Raw genomic sequence first — 25423 nt, 5'->3', positions numbered from 1 at the left:
CACCATGGACAGGAAGACGTTCGAGGAGCTCTTCGCCGAGCTCCAGCACAAGGCCACCGGCGATCCCGCCACCTCCCGCACCGCGGAACTGGTGGGCAAGGGGGTCCATGCCATCGGCAAGAAGGTCGTCGAGGAGGCGGCCGAGGTGTGGATGGCCGCCGAGTACGAGGGCGCCGACGCCACGGCGGAGGAGATCTCCCAGCTCCTCTACCACCTTCAGGTGATGATGATCGCCCGCGGCATCTCGCTCGACGACGTCTACTCCCATCTCTGATCCACCCCCCGCTTCGATCCACCCCCTCCGCACCACCCCGACGTTCTAAGGAAACCGACCTCATGCTGCGCATCGCCGTCCCCAACAAGGGTTCTCTCTCCGAGCCTGCGTCGGAGATGCTCCATGAGGCCGGTTACCGGCAGCGCAAGGACCGCAGGGAACTCGTCCTCGTCGACTCCGCCAACGAGGTCGAGTTCTTCTTCCTGCGCCCCCGCGACATCGCCGTCTACGTCGGCTCCGGCAAGCTCGACATCGGCATCACCGGCCGCGACCTGCTGCTGGACTCCGGCTCCCGGGCCGAGGAGATCATGCAGCTCGGCTTCGCCGGCTCGACGTTCCGCTACGCCACCCGCCCGGGCACGGCCCAGGACGTCTCCGAGTTCGGCGGGGTGACCATCGCCACCTCCTTCGCCGGCCTGGTCACCAAGCACCTGGCCGACCACGGCGTGGACGCCGACGTCGTCCACCTCGACGGCGCCGTCGAGACCGCCATCCAGCTGGGCGTCGCCCAGGTCATCGCCGACGTCGTCGAGACCGGCACCACCCTGCGCAACGCCGGACTGGAGATCATCGGCGAGCCGATCCTGGAGTCCGAGGCCGTCGTCATCCGCCGCTCCGGCGCGCCGGCCGACGACCCCAAGGTCCAGCAGTTCCTCCGCCGCATGCAGGGCGTCCTGGTCGCCCGCCGCTACGTGATGATGGACTACGACATCCGCGTCGAGCACGTCGAGCGCGCCGTCGCACTCACCCCCGGCCTGGAGTCGCCCACCGTCTCCCCGCTGCACCACGAGGGCTGGGTCGCCGTCCGCTCGATGGTCCCGGCCAAGGACGCCCAGCGGATCATGGACGAGCTCTACGAGCTCGGCGCCCGCGCCATCCTGACCACCGGCATCCACGCCTGCCGCCTCTGAGCAGCCTGCCGCCTCTGAGCAGGAAGAAGCCGGAAGAAGAAGCAGGAAGAGAACGGAAGAAGCACGCCACCGTGAGCACCCCCGCGACGCCCCTCCCCGTCACCTTCCGCCCCACCCGCACCCGGGTGGTGCTGCTGGGCATCGGCTTCGCGCTCGTCGCCGTGCTCACGCTGGTGTCGTTCCTGCTGACGACGTTCACCGTGGGGGACCGCATCACCTTCATCGGCACCGGGCTGCTGGGCCTGGGCGTCCTCGCCCTGCTCAGCCGCCCGAAGGTGGTCGCCACGCCGGAGGGCGTCACCGTGGTGAACCTCACCACCGTACGGAGGCTGGCCTGGGCGCAGATCGTCCGGGTCAATCTCCGCCCCGGCGACTCCTGGGTCCACCTCGACCTCTCGGACGGAACATCCCTGCCCGCCATGGGCATTCAGACCGGCTTCGCCAAGGAGAAGGCCATCTCCGACGCGCGCGCCCTGAACGCGCTCGTCGCCGAACACGGCGCGGCCCGGGCCGCCATCTGAGGGCGGTCGGCCGCCCCCGACCCGGATTCCTTGATTACTCTGGTGCCACGGGCACATACCTGCCCCGCCCCGCACACCCCGTCGTGCCCACTGCACGGCCCCGCGGGACACCTGCGAACCGAGGAGTGATCCCCTCCGGGATGGACGGACCGTCCTGTAGTACCTGCGCCGCTGCCCCTGCGGGCGAGGCGGCGCGATGAGTATCACCGTTTCGCTGCTGCTCCTGGCGGCGGCCCTGCTCCTGATCCTCGCCAACGGCTTCTTCGTCGCCGCCGAGTTCGGCCTGGTGACCGTCGAGAAGCCGGAGGCCGAGCGGGCCGCGGCGAGCGGCGACCCCCGCGCCCGGACCGTCGTCGCGGCCCTGCGCGAACTCTCCTTCCAGCTCTCCGGCACCCAACTGGGCATCACCATCACCTCCTTGGTGGTGGGCATGCTCGCCGAACCCGCCCTCGGCCGGCTGCTCACCGGCCCCCTGGGCGCGGCCGGGCTGCCGTCGGGCGCCGCGGCGGGCGCGGCCGTCGTGACCGGCATGCTGGCGGCCTCCGCCGTGCAGATGGTCATCGGCGAGCTCGTGCCCAAGAACTGGGCGGTCTCCCGGCCGTTGCAGGTCGCGCGCTTCGTCGCCCGCCCGCAGAGCGTCTTCTCCCACTTCTTCCGGCCCGTGATCACGCTGCTGAACGCGGTCGCCAACCGGCTGGTACGGGCCCTGGGCGTGGAGCCCGCCGAGGAGCTGGCCTCGGCCCGCACCCCCGGCGAACTGGTCTCGCTCGCCCGGCACTCGGCCCTGGCCGGCGCCCTGGAGCAGGATACCGCCGACCTGTTCGTCCGCACCCTCTCGCTGGGCGACCTCACCGCGCAGCAGGTGATGACCCCGCGGGTGAGGGTCAGCGCCCTCCAGGCGGGCGCCACCGCCGAGGACGTCCTCAACCTCACCCGCGCCACGGGCCTCTCCCGCTTCCCCGTCTACCGCGAGCGGCTGGACGAGGTCGTCGGCATGGTCCACCTCAAGGACGCGCTGGCCGTCCCCGGCGAGGAGCGGCTGCGCACCCCGGTCACCCGGATCGCGGTCGCCCCGATGCTCGTTCCGCAGAGCCTGCCCGTGCAGCCCCTGCTGGAGCAGCTGCGCAGCGAGCAGCCGATAGCCGTGGTCGTCGACGAGTACGGCGGCACGGCCGGGGTGGTCACCCTGGAGGACATCGTCGAGGAGCTCGTCGGCGAGGTCCGCGACGAGCACGACCACGCGGACGCCGCCCGGCCGGACCTCGTTCCGCTGCCCTGCGAGGACGGCCGCGCCGTCTGGGAGGCGGACGGCGGCTGCCGGGTCGACGCCCTGCGGCGCATAGGACTCGACGCGCCGGACGGGCCCTACGAGACCGTCGCCGGTCTCGTCGCGGACCTGCTGGGGCGCATCCCCGTCCCCGGCGACCGGGTCGAACTGCCCGACGGCTGGCGGCTGTCGGTGCGCCGGGTGGGACACCACCGGGCCGAACGCGTCCGTTTCACCCGGACCGTGGCCGTGGGCGCCGTGGCCGCTGTGGCGGGTGAGGCACGATGAGCGTGCTGCAACTCGTCTTCGCCGTGCTGCTGGTGCTCGCCAACGGGTTCTTCGTGGGCGCCGAGTTCGCGCTCGTCTCCGTGCGGCGCAGCCAGATCGAACCGCGGGCCGCGGAGGGCTCCGGGCGGGCCCGGACCGTGCTGACCGGTCTGGAGAACCTGCCGCAGATGATGGCGGCCGCCCAGTTCGGCATCACCGTCTGCTCGCTGACGCTCGGCGCGGTCGCCGAACCGACCGTCGCCGAGCTGCTGGAGCCGGTCTTCCATGCGGCGGGGCTGCCCGTCGGGCTCATCCATCCACTCGGCTATGTCATCGCGCTGGCCCTGGTGGTCTTCCTCCACCTGGTCATCGGCGAGATGGTGCCCAAGAACCTCGCGATGTCCGCTCCCGACCGGGCGGCGCTCTGGCTGGGCCCCGGCCTGGTCGCCTTCGCCCGGCTGTGCCGGCCGGTGACGCGGCTGCTGGGCGCCTGTGCGACCGGGGTGCTCCGGCTCTTCCGGGTCGAGCCCAAGGACGAGGTCGAGGCGGTGTTCACCAGTGAGCAGCTCACGCACCTCGTCGAGGACTCCCGCCAGGCGGGGCTCCTCGAACGGGCCGAGCAGGAGCGGCTGGAGGACGCGCTGGAGCTGGGCAGCCGGCCGGTCACGGACGTGCTGCTCGACCCGGCCGCGCTGGTGACGGTCACGACGTCGGTCACGCCGCGGGAGGTCGAGGAGCTGACCGTGCGCACGGGCTACTCCCGCTTCCCGGTGTGCGCGCCGGACGGTGCCGTCATGGGCTATGTCCACGTCAAGGACGTCCTCGACCTGGAGGACCGCGAGCGGCCCGTGCCGCAGCACGTCTGGCGCCGGATCCAGACCCTCCGGGCCGAACTGCCGCTCGACGACGCGCTGACGGTGATGCGGCGGGCCGCCGCGCACCTGGCGGCGGTCGCGGACGCGTCGGGGAAGGTGCTGGGGCTGGTGGCGCTGGAGGATGTGCTGGAGATGCTGGTGGGGGAGGTGCGGGATCCTTCCCACCGGGTGGGGGTGTCGTCCGCGTCTGCCGCTGCCTCCGGCTCCGGTGATGCGGCGGTGGTTCCGGTGCCCCGGGAGCGGGAGGTGGTGTCGGGATAGGGGGTTTGCCCCTGGCCCGCCCTTTCACCGTTTCTTCCGGGGCTCCGCCCCGGGCCCCGCAATGCGGCTGCGCCGCATTGTCCTCAAGCGCCGGACGGGCTGGATGCGCGTCCGGCGCTTGAGTGGAGTCCTACGCGGGTCCCCGTCCGGAGAGGACCTCGCCGTACGCCTGCATCAGGTCCGGCAGGCGCAGGGTCGCCAGGTCGTTGCGCGTCGGGGTACCCGGGTACCCCGACAGCCGCAAGTCCCGGTACGCGCAGCTCTTCTCGTACAGCGTGCGCAGGAAGCGCCCGTTGCCCAGCTCGTCGATCCAGCCCTGGGCGACGACATGGGAGCTGATCGAACGGAGTTCGTCCAGGGCCTCCTCGTCCCACGCGTCACCGTTCTCACCCGCCAGCACCCCGCCGATCGCCGTGAGTTCGAGCGGCCGGTAGCTGGGGAAGTCGACCCGTGTGGTGAAGCGGGAGCCGAGGCCCGGGTTGGCCGCGAGGAGGCGGTCCATGCCCTCCGGGTAGCCGGCCAGGATCACCACCAGCCGGTCGCGGTTGTCCTCGGCCCGCTTGAGCAGCACCTGGAGCGCCTCGTCGCCGTACGCGTCGCCCTTGCTGTAGCCGGAGTTGGAGAGGCTGTACGCCTCGTCGACGAAGAGCACCCCGCCCAGCGCGGAATCGATCAGCTCGTTCGCCTTGACCGCCGTCTGGCCGAGGAACTCGCCCACCAGGTCCGCCCGCTGGGCCTCGACCAGATGGTCGCCGCCGAGCAGCCCGAGGGCGTAGAAGACCCGGCCGAGGATGCGGGCCACCGTGGTCTTGCCGGTGCCGGAGGGGCCGGAGAAGACGAAGTGGCGCTTGGGGGGCTGGACGGGCAGCCCCTGGCCCGCCCGCAGCCGGGCCATGCGCAACTGCGCGGACAGCGCCCGCACCTGGCGCTTGACCGGATCCAGGCCGACCATCCGCTCCAGCTCGGCCAGGGCCTTCGCGAGGAGGGCCGGATCGGAGGGGCCGGGCACGGGCGGCGCCGACGGCTGGGCGGGCACGCGGGCCTTCTCCCGCGGACCGTCGGCCACGGCGGGGGTCGGGGGGACCGGAGCGGCCGGCGCCGGACCCGTACCGGTGAGGACGTCGCCCGTGCGCTCCTCCGGATCGGCCACGGCGTCCGTCGTCTCCCCGGCCTCCGGGCCGGTGCCGGGCAGCGGCAGCGGACCGGTCAGGTCCGTGTGCTCGTCCAGGCCGTCGCCGGCGGAGATGGCCGTCAGCCGGGCCGAGGTGTCCATGAACGTGGGGTCCACCCGGTGCACGGCGCGGTAGAGGGGGAGCGCCGCGGCGCTGCGGCCGGTGCCCTCGTGCGCCCGGGCCAGCCAGTAGCGCAGCTCCTTGCGCTGGGGCTGTTCGCTGCGGCAGCGCATCAGCGCGGTGGCGAGCAGCGGTTCGGCCTGTCCGTACATCTCCAGGCGCACCCGTGCCATGCCGCCGAACAGTCCGGCCTCGATGCCGAGGAGGGAGTCGTCGAGTAAGGGTTCGGTGTGCCGGACGAGCTGGTCCCAGTCCTTGACGAGGTAGGCGCGGCACGCGTGCAGGAAGCGGACCTGAGGGTCGGCGTCGACCGGCGGGCACTCGGCGAGCGCCCGGTCCAGCTCGGGCACGTGGCGGCCGTCGAGCCAGTGGGAGGCGTGCGCGAGCAGCAGGTCGCGGCGCGTCTCCAGGACGGGCTGGACCCACCAGCCCAGCCAGTACCAGGAGTTGAGGGCGCGGCGGTGCCGGGCGCGCTGCTGGCCGAACCGCTCGCGGTGGCGGTACATGCGCAGCAGCGCGGTGGACGTCTCGGCGCGCAGCGCGTGCAGTCCCAGCCAGGCATCGGCCATGCCGGGATCGACGCGCACCGCGGTGCGGAACTCCTCCTCCGCCCGGTCGTAGGCGCCCATCGTGCAGGCGTCGACGCCGCGCAGCCAGGCGAGATCTGCCGGGGCGGGCGGGCCCTGTGTGCCGAAGTCCATCGCATCCCCCACAAACCCTGCCCCCGTGCGGTGCCGCCGCCGGGCGGGTACCCGGCCGCTTCATTCGAACCACTGTTCTGTGGGCGGGAGTTGACCAGTGTTGCCGGCGCACGCCGACGACGGGTGCGCCGACTCGCATGGTACCTGCGCGATCGGCGTCGGCCGTAGGGTGCCGTACCGTCGTTCGCGGGGGCGGGGGAGGCTCCGGGCGGCCGGGGTGCGCTCCGCGATCCGGTCACGGTGGGTGATGTGCGCCGGTCGCCGAGGGCGGGGTCGGGTGGGGACAAAACGCCCGGAACGGGCGGCGGTGGGCAGTACGAAGCCCCCGGTCACGGGGGAACAACCGGGGGCTTCGTGTCCACAAGCGGCTTTGCCGGGCCGCTCATTCAGAACGTAAGTCCTGTACGGCCCCGGGGTCAAGCCGAGTTGGGGGCGTGGGCGGGTATCGGACACACGTCGCCTTCCGGTGCCGGCGAATCCGGCTACGGAGCGTAGGGATGAGGGGGGGTTCAGCCGGTCCTGTGGGGTCCCGGCAGCCACTCGTACCCCATGTTTCCCTGGTGTACCAGGAGTTCGGCGTACGGGCGTGTGGGATCCGCCGCGAAATGCGCGTGCTCCGCCCGCATCCACCCGTCCCAGAATTCGGCCTGGTCCGGACCGTCGCGGAGTTGACCCCTGTCCCAGGAGTCCTCGCGGGGCAACTCCATCCACAGGAGGCATGCGAGATGGGGGCGCAGGGCGCGGCGGCCCGCGCCCACGCCCTCCATCAGGACGACGGGGGCCGGGGGGAGCCGGCGCTCCTCGCCGAAGCGCCGGGCCACCCAGTCGTAGGTGCGGTAACGCGCCGGCTCGCCACGGGAGAGCGGGTCCAGGACCCAGTGCGTCAGGCGGTCCGTCCACTCGAACAGCTCGTCGTGGGTCGCGAGGTCGTCCAGGTGGAGGACGGGCGCCCGGCCCAGGGCGGCGGAGAGGCGGGCGGCGAAGGTGGTCTTGCCGGAGCCGGCGTGGCCGTCGATGGCGACGAGACGGGTGGGGCCGAGGGTGGGGGGGTGGGTGCGGATGTGGTGGGCGAGGGGGGTTAGGGGGGTGGTGGGGGTGGTGGGGTCGTGCACGGCTTCACCCTATGGGGTGGTGGGTGGGTTCTCCCCGACCCCGCCCTTTCGCCGTTTCCCGTAGGGGCTGCGCCCCTGCGGTACCCCGCTGCGCGCTGCCTGCGCGCGGGTGGGCGGGGCTTCGCCCCTGGAGCGCCCTGCGGGCGTTGTCCTCAGGTGCCGGGTGGGTTGGGTGTGTGCCCCGGTCCCGCCCTTTCACCGTTTCTTCCGGGGAGACCCCGGGCCCCGTCCGCCCTTCGGGCGGAGTCCTCAAGCGCCGGACGGGCTGGTTTGTGCGCCCGGGCCGGATTTCCCGCGTGAGGATTTCCGGCGTGAGGTTTTCAGGCAGGGGCGCGCCACTTCAGCCCGTCCGGCGTTTGAGGACGAGCGGCGGAGCCGCGACAACGGGGGCCAGGGGCGGAGCCCCGGGAGCAGGGGTGCAGGGGGCGCAGCCCCCGCCGGGGGGCAGGGGGCGGAGCCCCGCCCACCGCGCGGCAGCGCGGTGCCGGGCCCCGGGGCGGAGCCCCCGGAAGAAACGGTGAAAGGGCGGGCCGGGGGCAAATCAGCCCGGGGCAACACCCTTCACGACGCTGGCCCCGAGGCGCCCGCACCGGGATAGTGGTCCGTCGTGCCGTCGCACCGGGAGACCACGCCATGTCCAGCAGACGCACCGTCCTCGCCGCAGCCCTCGCCCTCACCGCCACCGCCACCGCCGCGTTCCCCGAGGAAGCCGCGTCCGCCGCGCCCGGCGGGCGGAGGCGTTCCGCCTCGGGGGCGGTCGGCTACCACGCCTGGACCACGCTCGCCGACTGGAAGGCCGGGACCCGTGAGGGCGTGGCGGTCCGCGAGGGGCACCGGCCGGGGGTGGTGATCGACCGCCCCGCCGGCACCCTGGAGTACGCCGACCCGCACGCCGGCGGCGCCAAGTCCCGCTGGGAGTACGCCACCTGGGTCTCCCCGGTGCACACCCTCCCCGCCCCCGCGACCGAGCTCGTCGTCTCCTGGAACGCCCGTACGCCGGCCGGTACCTGGATCCAGGCCGAGGTGCGGGCCGCGTACACCGATCACAGCCACAGCCCCTGGTATGTGATGGGCCGCTGGACCTCGGGCGACGGGAGGGGCGATATCCGGCGCACCTCCGTGGACGGGCAGAAGGACGGCAGGAGTTCGGTGTCCACGGACACCGTCGCCGTCGACCCGGCCGCGGGCGTCCGCATCGCCTCGTACGTCCTGCGTCTGACGCTCTTCCGGCGGCCGGGCACCTCGCTGACGCCCATGGTCTGGCGGCTGGGCGCCATGGGGTCCGACCTCCCGGACCGCTTCACCGTGCCCGCCTCGCGGCCGGGGGAGGGGGCGGGGCACCGGCTGGCCGTGCCGCGCTACTCGCAGGAGATCCACAAGGGGCAGTACCCGGAGTACGACAACGGCGGCGAGGCGTGGTGCAGTCCGACCTCCTCGGAGATGGTCGTCGAGTACTGGGGGCGCCGGCCCAGCCGCGCCGACCTCGACTGGGTGGATCCCGACTACGCCGACCCGCAGGTCTGCCACGCGGCCCGGATGACCTACGACCACCAGTACAAGGGGTGCGGCAACTGGCCGTTCAACGCGGCCTACGCGGCCACGTACCAGGACCTCCAGGGGGTCGTGACCAGGCTGCGTTCGCTGGCCGACGCCGAGCGGCTGATCCGTGCGGGCATCCCCGTGATCACCTCGCAGTCCTTCCTCGCCTCGGAGCTCGACGGCGCGGGCTACGGCACCGCGGGGCACCTGATGTGCGTCGTCGGCTTCACCCGGACCGGTGATGTGGTCGCCAACGATCCGGCGTCCCCGTCCGACGACGCCGTCCAACGGATCTACAAACGGCGGCAGTTCGAGAACATCTGGCTGCGGACCAAGCGGCACGACGCCCAGGGCCGGGTCAAGAGCGGCTCCGGGGGCGTGTGTTACCTCTACTTCCCCCTCTCCCTCTCGGGGGAGCAGCGCAGGGTGCTGCGGCAGCTCGGGATCGTCTAGACGCGGCGGGCAGGGGTGTACGCGCCGTGGGTCTGGGCAATGATCGATTGTCATGTCTCTGGCAAATGCAGTGAGTGCAGCGAGAGGGAGATGCCCGTGACCCGTGACGCCCCTTCCGACGAGGAACGCCTCGCCCAGCTCGGCTACCGGCAGACCCTCGCCCGCAGCATGAGCGGGTTCGCCAACTTCGCCGTGTCGTTCACCATCGTCTCCGTCCTGTCCGGCTGCATGACGATGTACGGCTACGGGCTCACCACCGGCGGACCCGTGATGATCTCCTGGGGGTGGGTCGGGGTCGGCCTGATGACCCTCTTCGTGGGGATGGCGATGGCCGAGGTCTGCTCCACCTACCCGACCAGCGCCGGGCTGTACTTCTGGGCGCACCGCATGGCGCCGGAGCGCAGCCGGGCCGCGTGGGCGTGGTTCACCGGCTGGTTCAACGTCCTCGGGCAGATCGGGGTGACCGCCGGGGTGGACTTCGGCGCGGCCTCGTTCCTCAACGCCTATCTGGACCTGCAGTTCGGGCTGGCGGCCACGCCCGGCCACACCATCGCCCTGTTCGGCGTCATCCTGCTGCTGCACGCGGTGCTGAACACCTTCGGCGTGCGGATCGTGGCCGTGCTCAACGGGGTCAGCGTGTGGTGGCACGTCGTCGGCGTGCTCGTCATCGCCGTCGCGCTGACCGTCGTCCCCGACCACCACCGGCCGGCGTCGTTCGTCTTCGGCACGTTCGTCAACGGGACGGGCTGGGACTCTGGGGTGTATGTGGGGCTGCTCTCCCTGCTGATGGCCCAGTACACCTTCACCGGTTACGACGCCTCGGCGCACATGACCGAGGAGACCCGGGACGCCGCCGTCGCCGGGCCGCGCGGCATCGTCCGGTCCATCTGGACGTCATGGATCGCGGGGTTCGTGCTGCTGCTCGCGGTGACGTTCGCCATCGACAGCTATCCGGGCGCGCTGGCGTCGCCCACCGGGGTGCCGCCGGCCCAGATCCTGCTGGACGCGGTGGGGGCGGGGCTCGGCAAGGCGCTGCTGCTGGTGATCATCGGGGCCCAGCTGTTCTGCGGGATGGCGTCGGTCACCGCCAACTCCCGTATGATCTACGCCTTCTCGCGCGACGGCGCGCTGCCGTTCTCCCGCGTCTGGCACCGGCTCGACCCGGTCACCCGCACACCGGCCAACGCGGTGTGGCTCGCGGCCGGGGGAGCGTTCGTGCTCGGCCTGCCGTATCTGATCAACACCACCGCCTACGCGGCCGTCACCAGCATCGCCACCATCGGGCTCTCCATCGCGTATGTGATCCCCACCTTCCTGCGGCTGCGGCTGGGCGGGCGGTTCGAGCGCGGTCCCTGGCACCTGGGGCGCTGGTCGCGGCCGGTGGGGTGGGTGGCGGTCGGCTGGGTGGCCGTTATCACCGTGCTGTTCATGCTGCCCCAGGTGCATCCCGTCACCCTGGAGACCTTCAACTACGCGCCCGTGGCGGTGGCCGTGGTGCTCGGCTCCGCGGGGCTGTGGTGGCTGGTCTCGGCCCGGCGGTGGTTCCTCGACCCGCACCACCCCAGGAACGCAGCCGGGGCGGCCGGGGTGGCCGGGGCGGTGGCCGGACCGGACGCGCCGGTCCCATAGTTCCGCCGGGGATGCGCCGCCCGTCGCCGGTCCGGCGCATCCCGGGGTGCGGCGTGGTAAACCTCCCGTCCGCATCACAGGTAGCGACAGGGGCCGCACTCCCGGCGTCAGACGCCCGGGGCGGTCCCCGCCGCGCGTCCGCGCGCCCTCGCGAACCGGGACGCGCCCCTTGCGCAGGGGGCGGCAGTCCATGATCATTTGCTGTAGTCGGCAATGATGTGATCAATAATGCGAGACATGGTCCCGTTCCGTACGGGCCGGCGGACGGAGGGGTGTACGCCGACGCGATGGCCGAGGCGCGGTCGTGAAGACGGAATCATCTGCTACGGCAAACAGAGACGCATCTCACGCGAACGAGTGGTTTTGAACGACGCCGAACCGCAGACCTGCTGGAGTCGAAGAGGAAACAGCGGTCACATGCGGACCGCCCATTTCCGCTTGCTTCTACCATTCGAACGAACGATCAGTAGCCTCTGCTCAGACCCCTCTACACCCCCTGCGATGAGCTGGAGAGACAGAGTGATGGAGCGTCCCGGCTGGGCCCCTCAGGGCATCGACCTGTCCGTGCCGAGCGTGTCCCGCATCTACGACTACTACCTGGGCGGCTCGCACAACTTCGAGGTCGACCGCGAGGCCGGGCGGCGGGCGATCCGGGCGTTCCCGGGCATGCCGAAGATCATGCAGGCCAACCGGGCGTTCATGCGGCGCGCCGTGCGCCACGCCGTCGGCCACGGCGTGACCCAGTTCCTCGACATCGGCTCGGGCATCCCCACCTTCGGCAGCGTCCACGAGACCGCCCAGGAGGCCGATCCCGCCTCCCGGGTGGTCTACGTCGACCACGACCCGGTCGCCGTGGCCCACAGCCGCGCCGTCCTGGAGGGCAACGAGCACGGCGGCGTCCTCTCCGCGGACCTGCGCAAACCGGCCGAGATCCTGCGCAGCGCCGAGGTCGGCGGCCTCCTCGACCTGGACCGGCCCGTCGCCCTGCTCCTCGTCGCCGTCCTGCACTTCGTGCCGGACGAGGACGATCCCTGGGCGCTCGTGGCCGAGCTGCGCGACGCCCTCGCCCCCGGCAGCCTCCTCGTCCTCACCCACGCATCGACCGACGCCGGGCAGGCGAAGCCCGAGGAAGGGGAGAAGGTGAAGAAGGTGCAGCACGTCTACCGCACCATCGGGTCGCCGCTGTGCACCCGTGACCACCCCCAAGTGGCACGGTTCTTCGACGGCTTCACCATGGTCGAGCCGGGGCTGGTGCCGATGCCGCTGTGGCGGCCGGACCCGGGAGACGGCCCCGTGCACGGACCGGGCGGCGCCGACCCCGTCCTGGCGGCGGGGTTCGCCGGGGTGGCCGGCGTGGGGCGCAAGCCGTGACGGGCATGCGGCACGGCCGCGTCCTGCGCGGCCGTGCGGAGCCGCTCCCGTTCACCGTCCCGCCCGTCGACGACAGCGCGGTGCAGGAGGAGCGGCTGCGGCGGTTCGCCGCGCTGTGGAGCCGGGCGGTCCACCCCGCGACCTCGGCGCCGCTGGGCCGGGCCGAGTTCGAGCAGTACCTGCTGCCGCTGGCCGGCCGGCTGCGCGACGCGCTGCACGCCCAGCCCTTCGACCCGGCGCCCGGCGCCGGAGTGGGCGCCGAGCTGGTGCGCGGCCACTGCACCGACCCCGAGGCCCTGCCCCTGATCCTCGGCGCCATCGACGCCTATCTGGTGCTCTACTGCCCGCCGGACAGCGGCGTGCCCGCCGACGACTGCCGCGCCCGCTGCACCCGGCTCCAGCACTCCCTGGCCGCCGGCTTCGCCCGCGAGCTGCGCGAGCGCACCCTCGCCGAGCAGGAGGCGATCTCCCGCGCCGCGCTCGCCGCCCGGGCCGAGACCGAACAGGCCCTGCACACCAGCGAGGCGCGCTTCCGCGCGGTCTTCGAGGGCGCGGCCATCGGCGTGGGCATCGCGGACGTCGAGGGCAACATCACGGACGTCAATGACGCCCTCGTCCGGATGTTCGGCACCCTGGACGCCCCGATCGCCGGGCGCAACGTCGGCGAGCTCGTCCACCCCGACGACGCGCCCGAGGTCTGGGGCCTCTACGCCGAGCTGGTCCGCGGCGACCGCGACCACTACCGCGTCGAGAAGCCCTACTACCGCGGGGACGGCAGCGTCCTGTGGACCGACCTCACGGTCTCCCTGCTCCGCGACGCCGCCGGCCACCCCCAGTACCAGCTGGCGATGATGGAGGACATCACCGAGCGCCGCCTGCTGCACGAGCGGCTGCGCCACCAGGCCACCCATGACGACCTCACCGGCCTGCCCAACCGCACCCTCTTCTTCGAGCGCCTCGGCAGCTCCCTCGAACCCGGCAGCCCCCACGGCCACTTCGGCCTCTGTTACCTCGATCTCGACGGCTTCAAGGCCGTCAACGACAGCCTCGGCCACGCCGTCGGCGACCAGCTCCTCGTCGCCGTCGCCGAGCGGCTGCGCGGCTGCGCCACCGCCCCGCACGAGCTCGTGGCCCGCCTGGGCGGCGACGAGTTCGTGGCGCTGACCACCGGACCCGCCGCCCAGCGGGACGTCACCGCGCTCGCCCAGCGGATGCTCACCGCCCTCGCCGACCCCATCCGCCTCGACGGCCGTGACCTGTCCGTGCGGGCCAGCATCGGCATCGTGGCCGGACGGGCGGGCGAGGCGGACGCGGCCGAGGTGCTGCGCAGCGCCGACATCACCATGTACCGGGCCAAGGCCGCCGGCGGCAACCGCTACGAGCTGGCCGACGCCGACTCCGACGCCCGCACCATCGCCCGCCACGACCTCACCAACTGCCTGCCCGGCGCCCTGGAGAACGGCGAGTTCTTCATCGAGTACCAGCCGCTGGTCCGCCTCTCCGACGGCACCGTGCGCGGCGCCGAGGCGCTCGTCCGCTGGCTCCACCCGGTCCACGGGGTGCTCGGCCCCGACCAGTTCATCCCGCTCGCCGAGAGCACGGGCCTGATCGTCCCCCTCGGCCGCTGGGTGCTGGAGGAGGCCGCCCGCCAGGCCCGCGCCTGGCGCAACGACGGCCGCTGCCGGGTCCCGCTGCGCGTCAACGTCAACCTCTCGCCCTCGCAGCTGCGTTACCCCGCCCTGGTCGCCGAGACCGTCGCCGTCCTCGACAACGCCGGGCTCGACCCCTCCGCGCTCTGTCTGGAGGTCACCGAGAGCGCCCTCATCGGGGCCGACGAGGAGCAGCTCCGCCCGCTGCGCCAACTCGCCGACCTGGGCGTGGACATCGCCCTCGACGACTTCGGCACCGGCTACTCCAACCTCGCCTATCTGCGCCGGCTGCCGGTGAGCACGCTCAAGCTCGACCGCTCCTTCACCCGCGGCATGCAGTGCGTGCCCGCCGACCCCGTCGATGTGAAGATCGTCGAGGGCATCGTCTCCCTGGCCCACACCCTGGACCTGTCCGTGACGGTGGAGGGCGTGGAGACCGGGACGCAGGCGGACCGGCTGCGGATACTGGGCTGCGAGACCGGACAGGGCTGGTACTACGCGCGCCCCGGCCCGCCCGAGCGGCTGCACACGCTCTCGCTGGCCGACGCCGCGTCCTGCCCGCGGAACTGACGCCTCGTCATTCACCGTCCGGCCGCACACCCGCGACGGCCTGCCGCGCCTCCTCGTCCGTCAGCAGCCGGGAGCGGATCAGGAAGCGCACCCCCTCGGGTGCCTCCAGGGAGAAGCCGCCGCCCCGGCCCGGCACCACATCCACCGTGAGGTGGGTGTGGCGCCAGTAGGCGAACTGGTCCGCCGACATCCAGAAGCCGACCGGCTCCTCCAGGCCCGCCACGGCCAGCTCCGCCAGGAGGACGTCCGAGCCGCCGGTGCGGAACTCGCCGCGCGGGAAGCACATCGGCGAACTGCCGTCGCAGCAGCCGCCGGACTGGTGGAACATCAGCGGCCCGTGCTCCTCGCCGAGCCGGCGGAGCAGAAGGGCCGCCGCCGGGGTCAGCGCCACCCGGGACGGGGCGCCTGCGGGGCGCGGGTGCGCCGGGTCCATGGGGCCTCCCTCCGATGACGGGTCCGCCGCGGTTCCCTTCAGATTGCCCGGGCCATGGTCCGGGCACCAGAGGGTCACCGGACGTCCAGCGGCGGGAACCGGACGCAGTGCGCCACCCGTCGTTCCCCGTCCCTCACACAGCACAGGCGTCGCAGCCCGCGCAAGGAGGCCGAACGCGACGGGCTTCCACAGGATCCGGACAGCTCCTGCACAACTCCGTCAAGGATCCGCATGGTTCGCTCGAATGGGAGAGCTGTTCACCCACCGTTTCCCTGGTGTCTGTGATCGCCGCAGACGCAGAGGGAGGAATGACACCGTGGAATCCGTGCGACACCTCGCCGCCCACCTGGGGCTCGACCTGCTCGCGGTCGGCCTGCTGACCTTCGCCATCTATCATCCGCGCCACCGCCGGCGCGACCTGATACCGGCCTATCTCGCCCTGAACGTCGCGCTGTTCGCGGTCGTCGCGGCCCTCACCGAGGTGGGGAAGTCGGGCGGCACGGCGCTCGGCCTGGGCCTCTTCGGCGTCCTGTCCATCATCCGGCTCCGCTCCGACGCCGTGCAGCACGAGGAAGTCGCCTACTACTTCAGCACCTTGGTCCTGGGCCTGCTGTGCGGGCTGCCGAACCTGGGCCTCGCGTACGCCGCCGCGCTCAGCGCCGTCCTGCTCGCCGTGGTCTACGTCGCCGACCACCCCCGGCTCATCCCGCGCTCGCGCCGTACGCTCGTCACCCTGGACGCCGTCCACGCCGACCCCGCGGCCCTGCGCGCCGACCTGGCCCGCCGCCTGGGCGAACCGCTCCACTGGACGGTCATGGAGATCGACTACGTCCGCGACCTGATGGTCGTCGACGTCCGCTACCGCGAGTTCCCGCCCGGCGTCCTCGTCGAGCAGCAGGCCGCCGGCGCACTGCACCGCGGCACCGGCACGAGCACGGGGACGAGCACGGGCACGCACACCTGGGAGACCGTATGAGCACCGCCGTCCCCACGGCCGCCCATCCCTTGGCGCGGACCGTCGGCGCCGCCCGGCCCATCACCCTGGCCGAGGTCAACGAACGCGCCGAACTGCTCACCCGCTTCGACCGCAGCTACCTCGTCCCCGCCCCCGTCTTCACCGACCTCGTCGCCCGCCTCACCGACCCCCGCAGACCCGGGGGCCCCTTCCGTGCCCTGACCATCGACGAGCGGCGTGCCTTCCGCTACCACTCCGTCTACTACGACACCCCGCAGCTCCGCTCGTTCCACGAGCACCGGCAGGGCAGACGGCTGCGCTTCAAGATCCGTGAACGCGTCTACCAGGACAGCGGGGAGCGGCAGTTCGAGATCAAGCTCAAGGGCCGGCGCGGCGACACCGTCAAGCACCGCCGCCCCCTGACCGGCGCCGACACCCCCCTCGACGCCCCGTACCGCGCCTACCTCGCCACCACCCTGCGCGAGGGCTACGGCATCGACGCGCCCCGCGAGCTCGCCCCCTCCCTGAGCACCGACTATCTGAGGGCGACCCTGGTGGCCGACGGCGAGCGCGTCACCTGCGACGCCGGGCTCCTCTGCACCGACCTGCGCACCGGCGCCACCGCGCGCTGCGCCGCCGGGATCGTCCTCGTCGAGACCAAGAGCGCCGGCCATCTCACCGACGCCGACCGGGTGTTGCACGCCCACGGGATACGGCCCGCCGTCTTCACCAAATACTGCGGCGCCTTCGCGGCGCTGCGCCCCGCGCTGCCCGGCAACCGCTGGCGGCGCGCGGCCGGCAGCGCCTTCCCGGCACCGGGCCGGGAATGATAGGAAGTCCCGCATGACGGCAGAGCCCCCGCCCACCGAGGAGATGCTGCGGGTCAACGAGCGCAACTGGGACGCCCGGACACCCGTGCACATCGCCAGCGCCTTCTACGGACTGGACGGCTCCCGGTCCGCCGACGACTGGTTCGCCCCCTTCGAATGGGACGACCTCGGCGACCTGGCGGGCCGTTCCGTGCTGCACCTCCAGTGCCATCTGGGCACCGAGACCCAGGCGTTCGACGAGCGGGGCGCCGCCCGCACCGTCGGCCTCGACTTCTCCGCCGCCGCCGTCGCGGAGGCCCGCCGCCTGGCCGCCGCCCGCGGACGCGACGTGGAGTACGTCCGCGCCGACGTGCACCGGGCCGTCGAGGCGCTGGACGGACGGCGGTTCGACGTCGTCTACACCGGCAAGGGCGCGCTGTGCTACCTGCCGGATCTCACGGCGTGGGCCCGGACCGTCGCCCGGCTGCTGCGGCCCGGCGGCACGCTCTACGTGGTCGAGTTCCACCCGCTGCTCAACGCGCTGGGGCCGGTGCCCGGTCCCGGCGAGGGCGAACTGCTGCTGCGCCACGACTACCTGGAGGGACGGGGCGCGTTGCGCCGCGACAGCTCCCGGACGTACACGGACGGTCCGCCGCTCACGGCCGACACGACCTGCTACGAGTGGCGGCACGGCCTCGGTGCGGTCGTCACCGCAGTCGTCGGGGCCGGTCTGGCCGTGGACCTGCTGCGGGAGACGGACCTGCTGCCGTGGCCCCGGCTGGAGCGGATGGTCAGGGACGGCGCGAGCGGCTGGTGGCGGCTGCCGGAACCGGAGCCGAAGGTGCCGCACATGTTCGCGCTGCGGGCCCGGCGGCCGTCATGACCCGTCGGCGTCCCCGGCGTTGCCGTCGTCGTCCGCGTCCGGAACGGGCTGCACGGGCTGCACGGGCTGCACGGGCTGCACGGGCTGTGGCGCGGGCTTCTTCACCGGGGCGGGCACGGGGGTGTTCGCGGGGGCGGGGGTCTTCCCGGCGCCCGTGAGGTAGGCGGACACCACCACGTTGGCGGTGTACTCGTGCCGTTGGCGGTCGTACTCGCCGCCACAGGTGACCAGGCGCAGTTCGGCCCGTCTGGTGTCCGTGCGGCCGTACGCGCGGTCGGCGTCGAAGTGGTCCTTGGGGACGACGGACACGTCGCTGACCGTGAACTCGGCCGTGGTGCCGTCCGCGCGGCTCACGGTGATCTTCATCCCGGTACGGACGGAGCTCAGTTCGTAGAAGACGGCGCGCGAGGTCTTGGTGTCCACGTGCCCCACCAGGACGGCGGCCCCCGATGTGCCGGGCTCGGGCCCGTCCTTGTACCAGGCGACGGCCCCCGGCCGGTTGAACGCGGGGGGCTCGACCCCGCCCTGGGGGTCGAGCCCGTGTCCCTCGATGGGGGCCCGCAGGCCCAGGGCCCTGATGGCCAGGGCCTGGGGGCCCGCCCCCGGCAGCGGGGGAAGTGCCGGGGGCAGGCCGTGCGCGGGAGGGCGGCCGGAAGGCTTGACGTCACCGGTGAGCGGAGCCGTGGATATCGGCTCCTCGGTGATGCCGTGGCCCCATAGCCACAGGGCCAGCAGCAGTGCCAGCCAGGCCGCCCCTGTCAGCAGGCGGCCGAAACCACCTGTGCGCTTCTCTGACATGATTCCGGTCGCTTTCCGTCAGCGCTTGACCGTGTGGGCCGCGCGGCGACGGGACCAGATCAGACCACCGGCGATGCCCGCCGTGGCACCCGCGAGGATGAGGACCGGGGTGCCCATGGAGGACGAGTCCTCGGCCGCCGCGACCTTCGCGGTGGCGCCGCCGCCGGCGTGCGACCAGCCGTGCGGACGGCCGTGGTGGTCGCCCCGGTCGTGGTCGCCGTGGTGCCGGCCGTGGTCGTGGTCCCGGCCGTGGTCGCGACCGTGGTCGTGGTCGCGCCCGTGGTCCTCGTGGTCCCGGCCGTGATCGCGGCCGTGGTCCTCACGCCCGTGGTCGTCCCGGCCGTGATCGTCGCGACCGTGGTCGTCCCGGCCCCAGCCGTCATCACGGCCGTGGTCGTCGTCGCGGCCGTCGTGGTCCCGGCCGTGGTCGTCGTCCCGGCCGTCGTGGTCCCGGCCGTGGTCGTCGCGACCGTGGTCGTCCCGGCCCCAGCCGTCGTGGCCACAGCCGTGGTCGTCACGGTCGCAGTGCTTGACGACCTGGCCGGTTGTGGGTGATGCCTCGAGGGCGAAGGCGGCTGCGGGAGCCGCGCAGACGGCGACTGCCGTGAGGGTGCCGCAGAGAGCGGTACGAATTGACTTCATTGGGTGTACCTCCTTGATCCGAGGTTCACCCGGCACCCCGGGCGGAGCATCCGCAGAGTAGTTCTGTTGCTCCATTCGGTAAGGAACATGGGCCGACCGAGTGGGCACGCCCGTGGATTTCGACTGAAATCGGGGGGTCTGCGGTGTGGCGCGGGGTGTCAACGGGGCTCGGCGGGCCGTCCACCGGACGGAGTCGGGGCCGCGCCCGGCCTCGGTCCGGGCCGACCTGACCCCCTCTCAGCCGTCGGGGCCGGGCGTGCCGGCCGGGCGGCGGCGCAGGCGTACGCCGTGGCGACGGGCCGGGTCGCCCCGGCGGTCGTTCCCGAGCTCTTCGGGAGGGCCACCGGCTCCCCGCGGGAGCTCAGCGCCGCTTGGACGGCTTGCCGCGCCGGTCCCCCTTGGGGCGGGCGGGCGTCCCGGCCCGCTTCCGCTGCTCCTTCGCCTTGGCCTTCTCCCGGGCCGTCGGCTTCTTCTCCTGCTGACGGCCGCGGGTGCTGTTGACCGTCCGCCCGCGGACGATCCCGATGAAGTCCTCCACCCGGTCGGTGGTCGCCTCCTCCGGCCACGACAGCGCGACGCGCGACTGCGGGACGCCGGTGACCGGACGGTAGGTGAGGTCCTTGCGGTGGTGCAGCCGGGCGAGCGACTGCGGCACGAACAGCAGGCCCACGCCCGCGGCCACCAGCTCGATCGCGTCCGCGGTGGTGGCGGGGCGCTCGATCGCGGCCCGCCCCGGCGGGTGCTCCCAGTCGAGGGTGTCGTCGAGGGGATGGAAGACGACCTCGTCGGCCAGTTCCCCGGCGGCCACCTCGTCCACCGCCGCCACGGCGTGATCCTTGGGGATCACCACGACCGTCGTCTCGGTGTAGAGGGGGATGGTGCTGAGGTCCGTCCGGTCGATCGGCAGCCGTACGAACCCCGCGTCGAGCTCGCCGCGCCGCAGCGCGCCGGGGGCGTCGGCGGCGGGGAGCTGGACGAGCTCCAGGGGGATGTCGGGCAGCCGCTCCTGCCAGATCCGCACCCACTTGGCGGGGGTCACGCCCGGGACGTACCCGAGCCGGAACGAGGGGAGAGCTTCCGAGCCTGTCACCTGGCCAGATTACGGGACTCCCGCACATCGCCGGTGCGGCCCGAGGAGCGGCCGGGGGGCCGGGGTGTCCCCCGGGGCGATGCGGCACCGGGCATGGTCGGTGCCGGCCCACGCGCCCGATACCCTGGACCCCATGAAGTCGCACCAGAGCACCCAGACCATGAAGCCCGCGACCGCGGCGAAGAAGCTGGGTGTGTACCTCGAGGCCACCCCCGCGGAGTTCCAGGAGGGTGCCGTCTCGCGCGACGAACTCAACGCGCTCCAGGCCGACCCGCCGGAGTGGCTCAGCGAGCTCCGCCGCAACGGCCCGCACCCCCGCCCGGTGGTCGCCGCCAAGCTTGGCGTCTCCATCTCGGGTCTCGCCCGCGGCGGCGTCACCGAGGCCCTCACCACCGACCAGATCGAGGCCCTGAAGCAGGAGAACCCCGACTGGCTCCAGAAGGAGCGCGCCACTCAGGCCGAGGTCCGCAAGGAAGGGGCCCGAGTCAAGGAGAAGGCCCGCCTGAAGGAGCAGGACGAGAAGGCCGGGGCGAAGGACGGGAAGCCGGCGGGCAAGCAGCGCCGCTGAGGCCGTGTCCGCAGGCCGCCTCGGGGGTGACGGCCCGCGGACACGAGGGGCAGGAGGGGGACAGCGACCCTCCTGCCGGGGGAGGAGAGTTCAGACGGTCGTCGGGAACGCGTACGACACGGCGGTCGCGCTCTCCGACAACTCCCAGAGGCGACGCCCCGTTTCGGGGTCCGAGGCCGTGCCGCCCAGTTCCACCCGGGTCGGCGCCCCCTTCAACTCGCCCTTGCCGTCCGGGCCGATGAAGTGGCCGCCCTCCACGCCCGGGGCGGTCGCCGCGTACAGCTGGGGCAGCGATCCGTCGGCGGGGGCCTGGGCCAGCGGGCTGAGGACCCGGCCGAACATCAGCTTCACCAGCCCGACCGTGCCGTTGAACTGCAGGTTGGTGGCGGTGAAGCCGGGGTGGGCGAGCACGCTGCGCACCGGGCTGCCGGCCTCGGAGAGCCTGCGGTGGAGCTCCCAGCCGAACACGGCGTTGGCGAGCTTGGACTGGTTGTAGTAGCCCATGGGCGAGTACTTGCGCGCGCCGTCGATGTCGTCGAAGAAGATGCGCGCCTTGCGGTGGTTGACCGAACTCACCGTGACCACACGGGGGTCGCGCCCGGCGGAGAGCAGGTCGAGCAGCAGCCCGGTGAGGGCGAAGTGGCCGAGGTGGTTGGCGGCGAACTGCAGCTCGTGACCCTGGGCGCTGAGCGTGCGCGGGGGCGCCATCACCCCGGCGTTGTTGACCATGACGTCCAGACGCGGATGGTCGGCCCGCAGCCGCTCGGCGAACGAGCGGACCGAGTCGAGGTCCGCCAGGTCGAGGCGGCGCACCTCCAGACGGGCGTCCGGCTGCCCGGCGGTGATCTCCGCGACCGCCTGCCGGCCCTTCCGCTCGTCGCGCACCGCCAGGATCACCTGCCCGCCCTTGCGGGCGAGCGCCCGGGTCGTCGCCAGGCCGAGGCCGCTGTTGGCCCCGGTGACGAGGAACACCCGATCGGTCTGGTCCGGGATCTGTGCGGCGGTCCAGCGCTGCTGTTGCGTCATGCGGCACATGTTGCTGTCGGTGGCACCGAGTGTCAAGACGTACCTGAGTGCCAACCTGCACCCAAGTGCCATGCATGGCATGGCGTTACCATGGTGGGGTGAGTCCTCGTCCCGAAGTCAGCCTGGCCCAGCGCAAGCGTCAGCTCGTCTCCGACGAACTGACCGAAGCGGCGTTGCAGCTCCTGGCGTTGAAGGGCTTCGACGCCGTCACGGTCGACGAGATCGTGAGCACCGCGGGCGTGTCCAAGCGCACCTTCTTCCGGTACTTCGCGTCCAAGGAGGACGTCGTCGTCCAGTTCCTGGCCGACCTGGGCGCCGGAATGCGTGCCGAGCTGGCCGCCCGTCCGCCGGCCGAATCGCCCTCCGTCGCCCTGCGGAACGCCGTGTGGGCCTCGGTCAACGCCTGCGCCGGGCAGTCCGAACGGGCGCTGCGCGTGGTGCAGTTGATCCTGGGGACGCCCGCCCTGCTCGCCCGCTTCCTGGAGCGCCAGGCGCAGTGGCGCGACGACCTGGCGGAGGAACTGGCGCGCCGCCTCGGCCTGGACTCCGGCACCGACCTGTATCCGCAGCTGGCCGCCGGAATGGCGCTGACCGCGTTCGACGTCGTGCTCCAGCGGTGGAGCGGCAGCGACGGTGCCCAGGATCCCGCCGGGCTCACCGACCGGGCCTTCGCCGTCGTCGCCCCGGCGCTGGACGCCGTCGAGCGGCGGGGCTGAGTTCTCCCGGGGGCGCCGCGCCCCGCACGGCTTCGCCGAGGGCCGGGCCCCGGCGGGTAACGCGTCCGCGGTTCACGGGGCTTGACCCCGTCGGCCGTCGACGTGCCCGGGAGTGCCGGGGCTTGCCGCGAGCCCCCTGTCCGTAATCCGCGACCGGCAAATCCAGATAAAGCCGTTTCCCCGGGCGGTCATTGGCGGGCAAATTCTCGGCAAGGAAGTCCGGTGCAGCCGGACGTCGAAATTCCGAATTGCACAGCCTTGAGCAGCGGGAACCGCAACTTCTGTGAGCTGCACCACTGTTCGATCTTGCGTGCGATCATTTCTTGCTAACTTGAACCCACTTTCCAATACCGAGTTTTGTGAGGTGTTGACGTGGGTACCGCGATTGCCTCAAACCTCCCGGCATTTCCCTTCATCGGACCGGACTCCGATCCGTTCGTCCCGGTGGACGCGCCCGATCTGGCGCGCCTCGACGGGCCCGTCTCCAAGGTGCGGCTCCCCTTCGGGGGCTGGGCCTGGCTGGTCACCCGGCACGCCGACGTGCGGCAGCTGCTGCGGCACCCGGGCTTCAGCTCCGACCAGTACCGGCCGGGCTTCCCCGTCCTGAATCCGATTCCGCCCGAGCAGAAGGACGCCGCGGGCCTGTTCATCTTCATGGACGGTGACGCGCACAGCCGGCTGCGCCGGATGCTGACCACCGAATTCATGATCAAGAACATCCGGCGGCTCGAACCGCTCATCGAGGAGACCGTGGTGGACGCGCTGGAGCGGATGCGCGCCGCCGGCCCGGGCGTCGACCTGCTCTCCGCGTTCGCGCTGCCGGTCCCGTCGATGACCATCTGTCATCTGCTCGGCGTCCCGTACGCCGACCACGACTTCTTCCAGCACCACAGTCAGGTGATCATGGACCGGAAGTCGGGTCCGGAAGAGATCGGCGCCGCCCTCGGCGCGCTGGCCGGCTTCCTGGCCGGACTGATCGGGATCAAGCGCGCCGACCCCGGCGAGGACCTGCTCAGCCGGCTGGTGGCCGAGCGCGTGGACACCGGCGAGCTCCGCGAGGACGAGCTCGTCAGCATGGCCATGCTGCTGCTCGTCGCCGGCCACGAGACCACCGCCAACATGATCGGCATGTCCGCCCTCGCCCTGCTGGAGCGCCCCGAACTGCTCGCCGCGCTCCGCGAGGACCCGTCCATGGCGCCCAACATGGTGGAGGAGCTGCTGCGTTACGCGACCGTCGTGCGCACCGGCCTGCCCCGGCTCGCGCTGGAGGACGCCGAGATCGGCGGGCAGCGGATCCGTGCGGGCGAGGGCGTCGTGGCGATGCTGGCGATGGCCAACCGGGACGGCTCGGTCTTCACCGGCCCCGAGGAGTTCGACCCGCTGCGCCAGGAGGCCCACCGCCACATGGCGTTCGGCTTCGGTCTGCACCAGTGCATCGGCCAGCCGCTGGCCCGCGCCGAACTGCGGATCGCCCTGGTCGAGCTGGCCCGCCGCTTCCCGACGCTGCGCTCCGTGAAGACCCGGGCCGAGATCCCGACGCGCCCCCTGGCGGTGACGTTCGGGCTGGACGAACTGCCGGTGACCTGGTGAGCGGGCAGGTCAGGGTCCACCGTCCGCTCTGCGCCGGGTCGGGCAACTGCGTGATGGCCGCACCGGAGGTCTTCGACCAGGACGACACGGAGGGCCTGGTGCTGGTGCGGAACGAATGGCCGGACGAGGAGCTGACGGGCTCGGTCGAACGCGCCGTCCAGCTCTGCCCGGTCGGAGCGATCGCCTTCAGGCGCCGGAAGGAGCCGGAACGGCGGTGAGGCGGGAAGGAGGGAGCGCCTGCCGCGGTCCTTCCTGGACTTAAGTCCTGCACAGGTCCTGCATGATCGGCCAATTCCGCGGTATTCGGGGGCGGAAACCTGGTCGAAGGGCGGGGATTGTCGGCGGACCGGCGACCGGCCGCTCAATAGCGTTTCCCGCCCGCAGATGAATTTCGCATCAAAAGCACGGGGGAAAGCACGTTGGACAGTGACATTCACACACGAGTCGTTGTATGCGACCGGCATCCGTACGCACGGCTGGGCATTAGGGGCGCCCTCAGACGGGATCCGGCGATCGAGGTGGTCGGCGAGGCGGCGGACATCGTCGAGCTGATCTCGGTCGCGGAGGCGCGGGACCCGGATGTCGTGGTGCTGGAGGCGCAGGCGCAGCACCTGGACAAACTCACGCATGTGGACGCCGCGGTGGTGGTCGTCGTCGCGGACGCGGAGAGCGCCGGGGACTGGATCCGCTTCACCCAGGCGAATATCCGCGCCGTCGTCCACGGCGACGATCCCGAGGACGAGCTGGTGGAGGCCGTCCGCCGGGCGGCGAACGGCTCCGGGTACATCTCGCCCGGCCTCAGCGGCGAACTGATGCGGCTGGTCCGCACGACACTGCCGCGCCCGCTGCGGCCCGTTCCCACCCACACCCCGCTGACGTCCCGCGAGGCCGAGGTGCTCCAACTGGTGCGCAGGGGGCTGGCGAACAAGGAGATCGCGCGGCGGCTGGGCCTGAGCGAGAAGACGGTCAAGTTCCACGTCTCCAACGTTCTCGCCAAGGCGCACATGGCGTCCCGGGCACAGCTCATCGCCTCGGCGGCGTCGGCCTGAGCGGGTATCCGATCCGTTGAACGTCCCACCGGGCCGGCCGGTGCGGCGCCCCCGCGGCGCCGCCCGCCGGCCCGTCGGCGTGCCCGCGTACGCGAAGTCCCGGGCCTGTGACCGTACGCCCGGAACGTCAACGCTCCGGCGGTCGTTCACCCGCGCACCGGGCCCTCGCCAG

General features: G+C 72.5%; 24 protein-coding genes. 17 read left to right on the top strand and 7 right to left on the bottom strand.

Annotated features, from left to right (window positions below):
* Window positions 1-4: 4 nt before the first annotated feature.
* The 5 genes from AB8735_RS07950 (at window position 5) to AB8735_RS07930 (ending at window position 4376) form a co-directional block, all read left to right on the top strand.
* Window positions 5-274 carry a phosphoribosyl-ATP diphosphatase gene (locus AB8735_RS07950; protein ID WP_344029741.1) on the top strand — a complete coding sequence of 90 codons (270 nt, stop codon included), beginning with the start codon at window positions 5-7 and terminating at the stop codon, window positions 272-274.
* A 62-nt stretch (window positions 275-336) separates the two neighbouring features.
* On the top strand, window positions 337-1185 hold the full coding sequence (gene hisG / locus AB8735_RS07945; protein ID WP_372406324.1) for an ATP phosphoribosyltransferase: 849 nt from the start codon (window positions 337-339) through the stop codon (window positions 1183-1185).
* Between the two features lie 71 nt (window positions 1186-1256).
* Complete coding sequence (locus tag AB8735_RS07940; protein WP_372406322.1) at window positions 1257-1706, top strand: PH domain-containing protein; 450 nt, start codon at window positions 1257-1259, stop codon at window positions 1704-1706.
* Window positions 1707-1908: 202 nt separating this feature from the next.
* Entirely contained in the window at window positions 1909-3261 is a 1353-nt protein-coding gene (locus AB8735_RS07935) for a hemolysin family protein (RefSeq protein WP_344030081.1), read from the top strand.
* Entirely contained in the window at window positions 3258-4376 is a 1119-nt protein-coding gene (locus tag AB8735_RS07930) for a hemolysin family protein (protein WP_372406320.1), read from the top strand. Before AB8735_RS07935 ends, AB8735_RS07930 begins: the two co-directional genes overlap by 4 nt.
* A gap of 130 nt (window positions 4377-4506) precedes the next feature.
* Here the strand turns inward: AB8735_RS07930 and AB8735_RS07925 are convergent, their stop codons facing one another.
* Both AB8735_RS07925 and AB8735_RS07920 read right to left on the bottom strand, forming a co-directional pair.
* Window positions 4507-6369, bottom strand: coding sequence for an AAA family ATPase (locus AB8735_RS07925; RefSeq protein WP_372406319.1), 1863 nt, complete (start codon window positions 6367-6369; stop codon window positions 4507-4509).
* A 509-nt stretch (window positions 6370-6878) separates the two neighbouring features.
* Entirely contained in the window at window positions 6879-7481 is a 603-nt protein-coding gene (locus AB8735_RS07920; RefSeq protein WP_344029756.1) for a hypothetical protein, read from the bottom strand.
* A 633-nt stretch (window positions 7482-8114) separates the two neighbouring features.
* On the opposite strand from AB8735_RS07920, the gene AB8735_RS07915 reads away from it, so the two are divergent.
* The 4 genes from AB8735_RS07915 (at window position 8115) to AB8735_RS07900 (ending at window position 14692) form a co-directional block, all read left to right on the top strand.
* Entirely contained in the window at window positions 8115-9473 is a 1359-nt protein-coding gene (locus tag AB8735_RS07915; RefSeq protein WP_372406316.1) for a peptidase C39 family protein, read from the top strand.
* 96 nt (window positions 9474-9569) lie between these two features.
* Window positions 9570-11102 (top strand): amino acid permease, encoded by a 1533-nt coding sequence (locus tag AB8735_RS07910; protein ID WP_372406313.1) that lies wholly within the window; start codon window positions 9570-9572, stop codon window positions 11100-11102.
* A gap of 522 nt (window positions 11103-11624) precedes the next feature.
* Window positions 11625-12473, top strand: coding sequence for an SAM-dependent methyltransferase (locus AB8735_RS07905; RefSeq protein WP_344030087.1), 849 nt, complete (start codon window positions 11625-11627; stop codon window positions 12471-12473).
* 5 nt (window positions 12474-12478) lie between these two features.
* Window positions 12479-14692, top strand: a complete 2214-nt coding sequence (locus AB8735_RS07900) for a putative bifunctional diguanylate cyclase/phosphodiesterase (RefSeq protein WP_372411794.1) — start codon at window positions 12479-12481, stop codon at window positions 14690-14692.
* A 7-nt stretch (window positions 14693-14699) separates the two neighbouring features.
* On the opposite strand, the gene AB8735_RS07895 is transcribed toward AB8735_RS07900, so the two are convergent.
* Entirely contained in the window at window positions 14700-15125 is a 426-nt protein-coding gene (locus tag AB8735_RS07895) for a DUF779 domain-containing protein (protein WP_372406311.1), read from the bottom strand.
* A gap of 316 nt (window positions 15126-15441) precedes the next feature.
* Here AB8735_RS07895 and AB8735_RS07890 point away from each other — a divergent pair, with 316 nt between their 5' ends.
* Genes AB8735_RS07890 through AB8735_RS07880 form a run of 3 tightly spaced genes read left to right on the top strand, consistent with a single transcriptional unit; the run spans window position 15442 to window position 17772 of the window.
* The gene (locus AB8735_RS07890) at window positions 15442-16101 is read left to right on the top strand and encodes a DUF4956 domain-containing protein (protein ID WP_344029765.1); all 660 of its coding nucleotides are present in this window, start codon (window positions 15442-15444) and stop codon (window positions 16099-16101) included.
* Window positions 16098-16910: a polyphosphate polymerase domain-containing protein gene (locus AB8735_RS07885; protein WP_344029767.1), complete on the top strand. Its 813-nt coding sequence runs from the start codon at window positions 16098-16100 to the stop codon at window positions 16908-16910. The genes AB8735_RS07890 and AB8735_RS07885 overlap by 4 nt, the downstream gene beginning before the upstream one ends.
* 13 nt (window positions 16911-16923) lie before the next feature.
* Entirely contained in the window at window positions 16924-17772 is an 849-nt protein-coding gene (locus tag AB8735_RS07880; protein ID WP_344029769.1) for a class I SAM-dependent methyltransferase, read from the top strand.
* Here the strand turns inward: AB8735_RS07880 and AB8735_RS07875 are convergent.
* The 3 genes from AB8735_RS07875 to AB8735_RS07865 form a co-directional block, all read right to left on the bottom strand.
* Window positions 17767-18570: a class F sortase gene (locus tag AB8735_RS07875; RefSeq protein ID WP_372406309.1), complete on the bottom strand. Its 804-nt coding sequence runs from the start codon at window positions 18568-18570 to the stop codon at window positions 17767-17769. The two genes, AB8735_RS07880 and AB8735_RS07875, sit on opposite strands and share 6 nt — an antisense overlap.
* Window positions 18571-18588: 18 nt before the next feature.
* On the bottom strand, window positions 18589-19212 hold the full coding sequence (locus AB8735_RS07870; protein WP_372406307.1) for a hypothetical protein: 624 nt from the start codon (window positions 19210-19212) through the stop codon (window positions 18589-18591).
* A gap of 361 nt (window positions 19213-19573) precedes the next feature.
* A complete protein-coding gene (locus tag AB8735_RS07865; RefSeq protein ID WP_372406305.1) occupies window positions 19574-20302 on the bottom strand; it encodes a LysR family substrate-binding domain-containing protein in 729 nt (242 codons plus the stop codon).
* Window positions 20303-20435: 133 nt separating this feature from the next.
* On the opposite strand from AB8735_RS07865, the gene AB8735_RS07860 reads away from it, so the two are divergent.
* Window positions 20436-20870, top strand: coding sequence for a DUF5997 family protein (locus tag AB8735_RS07860; RefSeq protein ID WP_344029779.1), 435 nt, complete (start codon window positions 20436-20438; stop codon window positions 20868-20870).
* Between the two features lie 90 nt (window positions 20871-20960).
* Here the strand turns inward: AB8735_RS07860 and AB8735_RS07855 are convergent, their stop codons facing one another.
* Window positions 20961-21896, bottom strand: coding sequence for an oxidoreductase (locus AB8735_RS07855; protein WP_372406304.1), 936 nt, complete (start codon window positions 21894-21896; stop codon window positions 20961-20963).
* Between the two features lie 74 nt (window positions 21897-21970).
* Between AB8735_RS07855 and AB8735_RS07850 the strand changes: the two genes are divergently transcribed.
* The 4 genes from AB8735_RS07850 to AB8735_RS07835 all read left to right on the top strand — a co-directional run bounded on the left by AB8735_RS07850 (window position 21971) and on the right by AB8735_RS07835 (window position 25251).
* Window positions 21971-22612, top strand: coding sequence for a TetR family transcriptional regulator (locus AB8735_RS07850; protein WP_344029786.1), 642 nt, complete (start codon window positions 21971-21973; stop codon window positions 22610-22612).
* Window positions 22613-22984: 372 nt separating this feature from the next.
* The gene (locus AB8735_RS07845; protein ID WP_372406302.1) at window positions 22985-24202 is read left to right on the top strand and encodes a cytochrome P450; all 1218 of its coding nucleotides are present in this window, start codon (window positions 22985-22987) and stop codon (window positions 24200-24202) included.
* The gene (locus tag AB8735_RS07840) at window positions 24199-24420 is read left to right on the top strand and encodes a ferredoxin (protein WP_372406299.1); all 222 of its coding nucleotides are present in this window, start codon (window positions 24199-24201) and stop codon (window positions 24418-24420) included. The genes AB8735_RS07845 and AB8735_RS07840 overlap by 4 nt, the downstream gene beginning before the upstream one ends.
* A gap of 300 nt (window positions 24421-24720) precedes the next feature.
* A complete protein-coding gene (locus tag AB8735_RS07835) occupies window positions 24721-25251 on the top strand; it encodes a LuxR C-terminal-related transcriptional regulator (RefSeq protein ID WP_372406297.1) in 531 nt (176 codons plus the stop codon).
* The last annotated feature ends 172 nt before the right edge of the window (window positions 25252-25423 follow it).

This window comes from Streptomyces luteireticuli (assembly GCF_041519305.1).
Lineage (GTDB): Bacteria > Actinomycetota > Actinomycetes > Streptomycetales > Streptomycetaceae > Streptomyces > Streptomyces luteireticuli.
This window is presented reverse-complemented; position numbering and strand designations above follow the sequence as displayed.

Excerpts from the sequence above, each read along its gene's own strand:
- AB8735_RS07915 (WP_372406316.1), top strand. The coding sequence starts at position 8,115 with ATGTCCAGCAGACGCACCGTCCTCGCCGCAGCCCTCGCCCTCACCGCC.
- AB8735_RS07950 (WP_344029741.1), top strand. The coding sequence starts at position 5 with ATGGACAGGAAGACGTTCGAGGAGCTCTTCGCCGAGCTCCAGCACAAG.
- AB8735_RS07895 (WP_372406311.1), bottom strand. The coding sequence starts at position 15,125 with ATGGACCCGGCGCACCCGCGCCCCGCAGGCGCCCCGTCCCGGGTGGCG.
- AB8735_RS07885 (WP_344029767.1), top strand. The coding sequence starts at position 16,098 with ATGAGCACCGCCGTCCCCACGGCCGCCCATCCCTTGGCGCGGACCGTC.
- AB8735_RS07875 (WP_372406309.1), bottom strand. The coding sequence starts at position 18,570 with ATGTCAGAGAAGCGCACAGGTGGTTTCGGCCGCCTGCTGACAGGGGCG.
- AB8735_RS07855 (WP_372406304.1), bottom strand. The coding sequence starts at position 21,896 with ATGACGCAACAGCAGCGCTGGACCGCCGCACAGATCCCGGACCAGACC.
- AB8735_RS07925 (WP_372406319.1), bottom strand. The coding sequence starts at position 6,369 with ATGGACTTCGGCACACAGGGCCCGCCCGCCCCGGCAGATCTCGCCTGG.
- AB8735_RS07905 (WP_344030087.1), top strand. The coding sequence starts at position 11,625 with ATGGAGCGTCCCGGCTGGGCCCCTCAGGGCATCGACCTGTCCGTGCCG.
- hisG (WP_372406324.1), top strand. The coding sequence starts at position 337 with ATGCTGCGCATCGCCGTCCCCAACAAGGGTTCTCTCTCCGAGCCTGCG.
- AB8735_RS07930 (WP_372406320.1), top strand. The coding sequence starts at position 3,258 with ATGAGCGTGCTGCAACTCGTCTTCGCCGTGCTGCTGGTGCTCGCCAAC.
- AB8735_RS07860 (WP_344029779.1), top strand. The coding sequence starts at position 20,436 with ATGAAGTCGCACCAGAGCACCCAGACCATGAAGCCCGCGACCGCGGCG.
- AB8735_RS07880 (WP_344029769.1), top strand. The coding sequence starts at position 16,924 with ATGACGGCAGAGCCCCCGCCCACCGAGGAGATGCTGCGGGTCAACGAG.
- AB8735_RS07900 (WP_372411794.1), top strand. The coding sequence starts at position 12,479 with ATGCGGCACGGCCGCGTCCTGCGCGGCCGTGCGGAGCCGCTCCCGTTC.
- AB8735_RS07870 (WP_372406307.1), bottom strand. The coding sequence starts at position 19,212 with ATGAAGTCAATTCGTACCGCTCTCTGCGGCACCCTCACGGCAGTCGCC.
- AB8735_RS07850 (WP_344029786.1), top strand. The coding sequence starts at position 21,971 with ATGGCATGGCGTTACCATGGTGGGGTGAGTCCTCGTCCCGAAGTCAGC.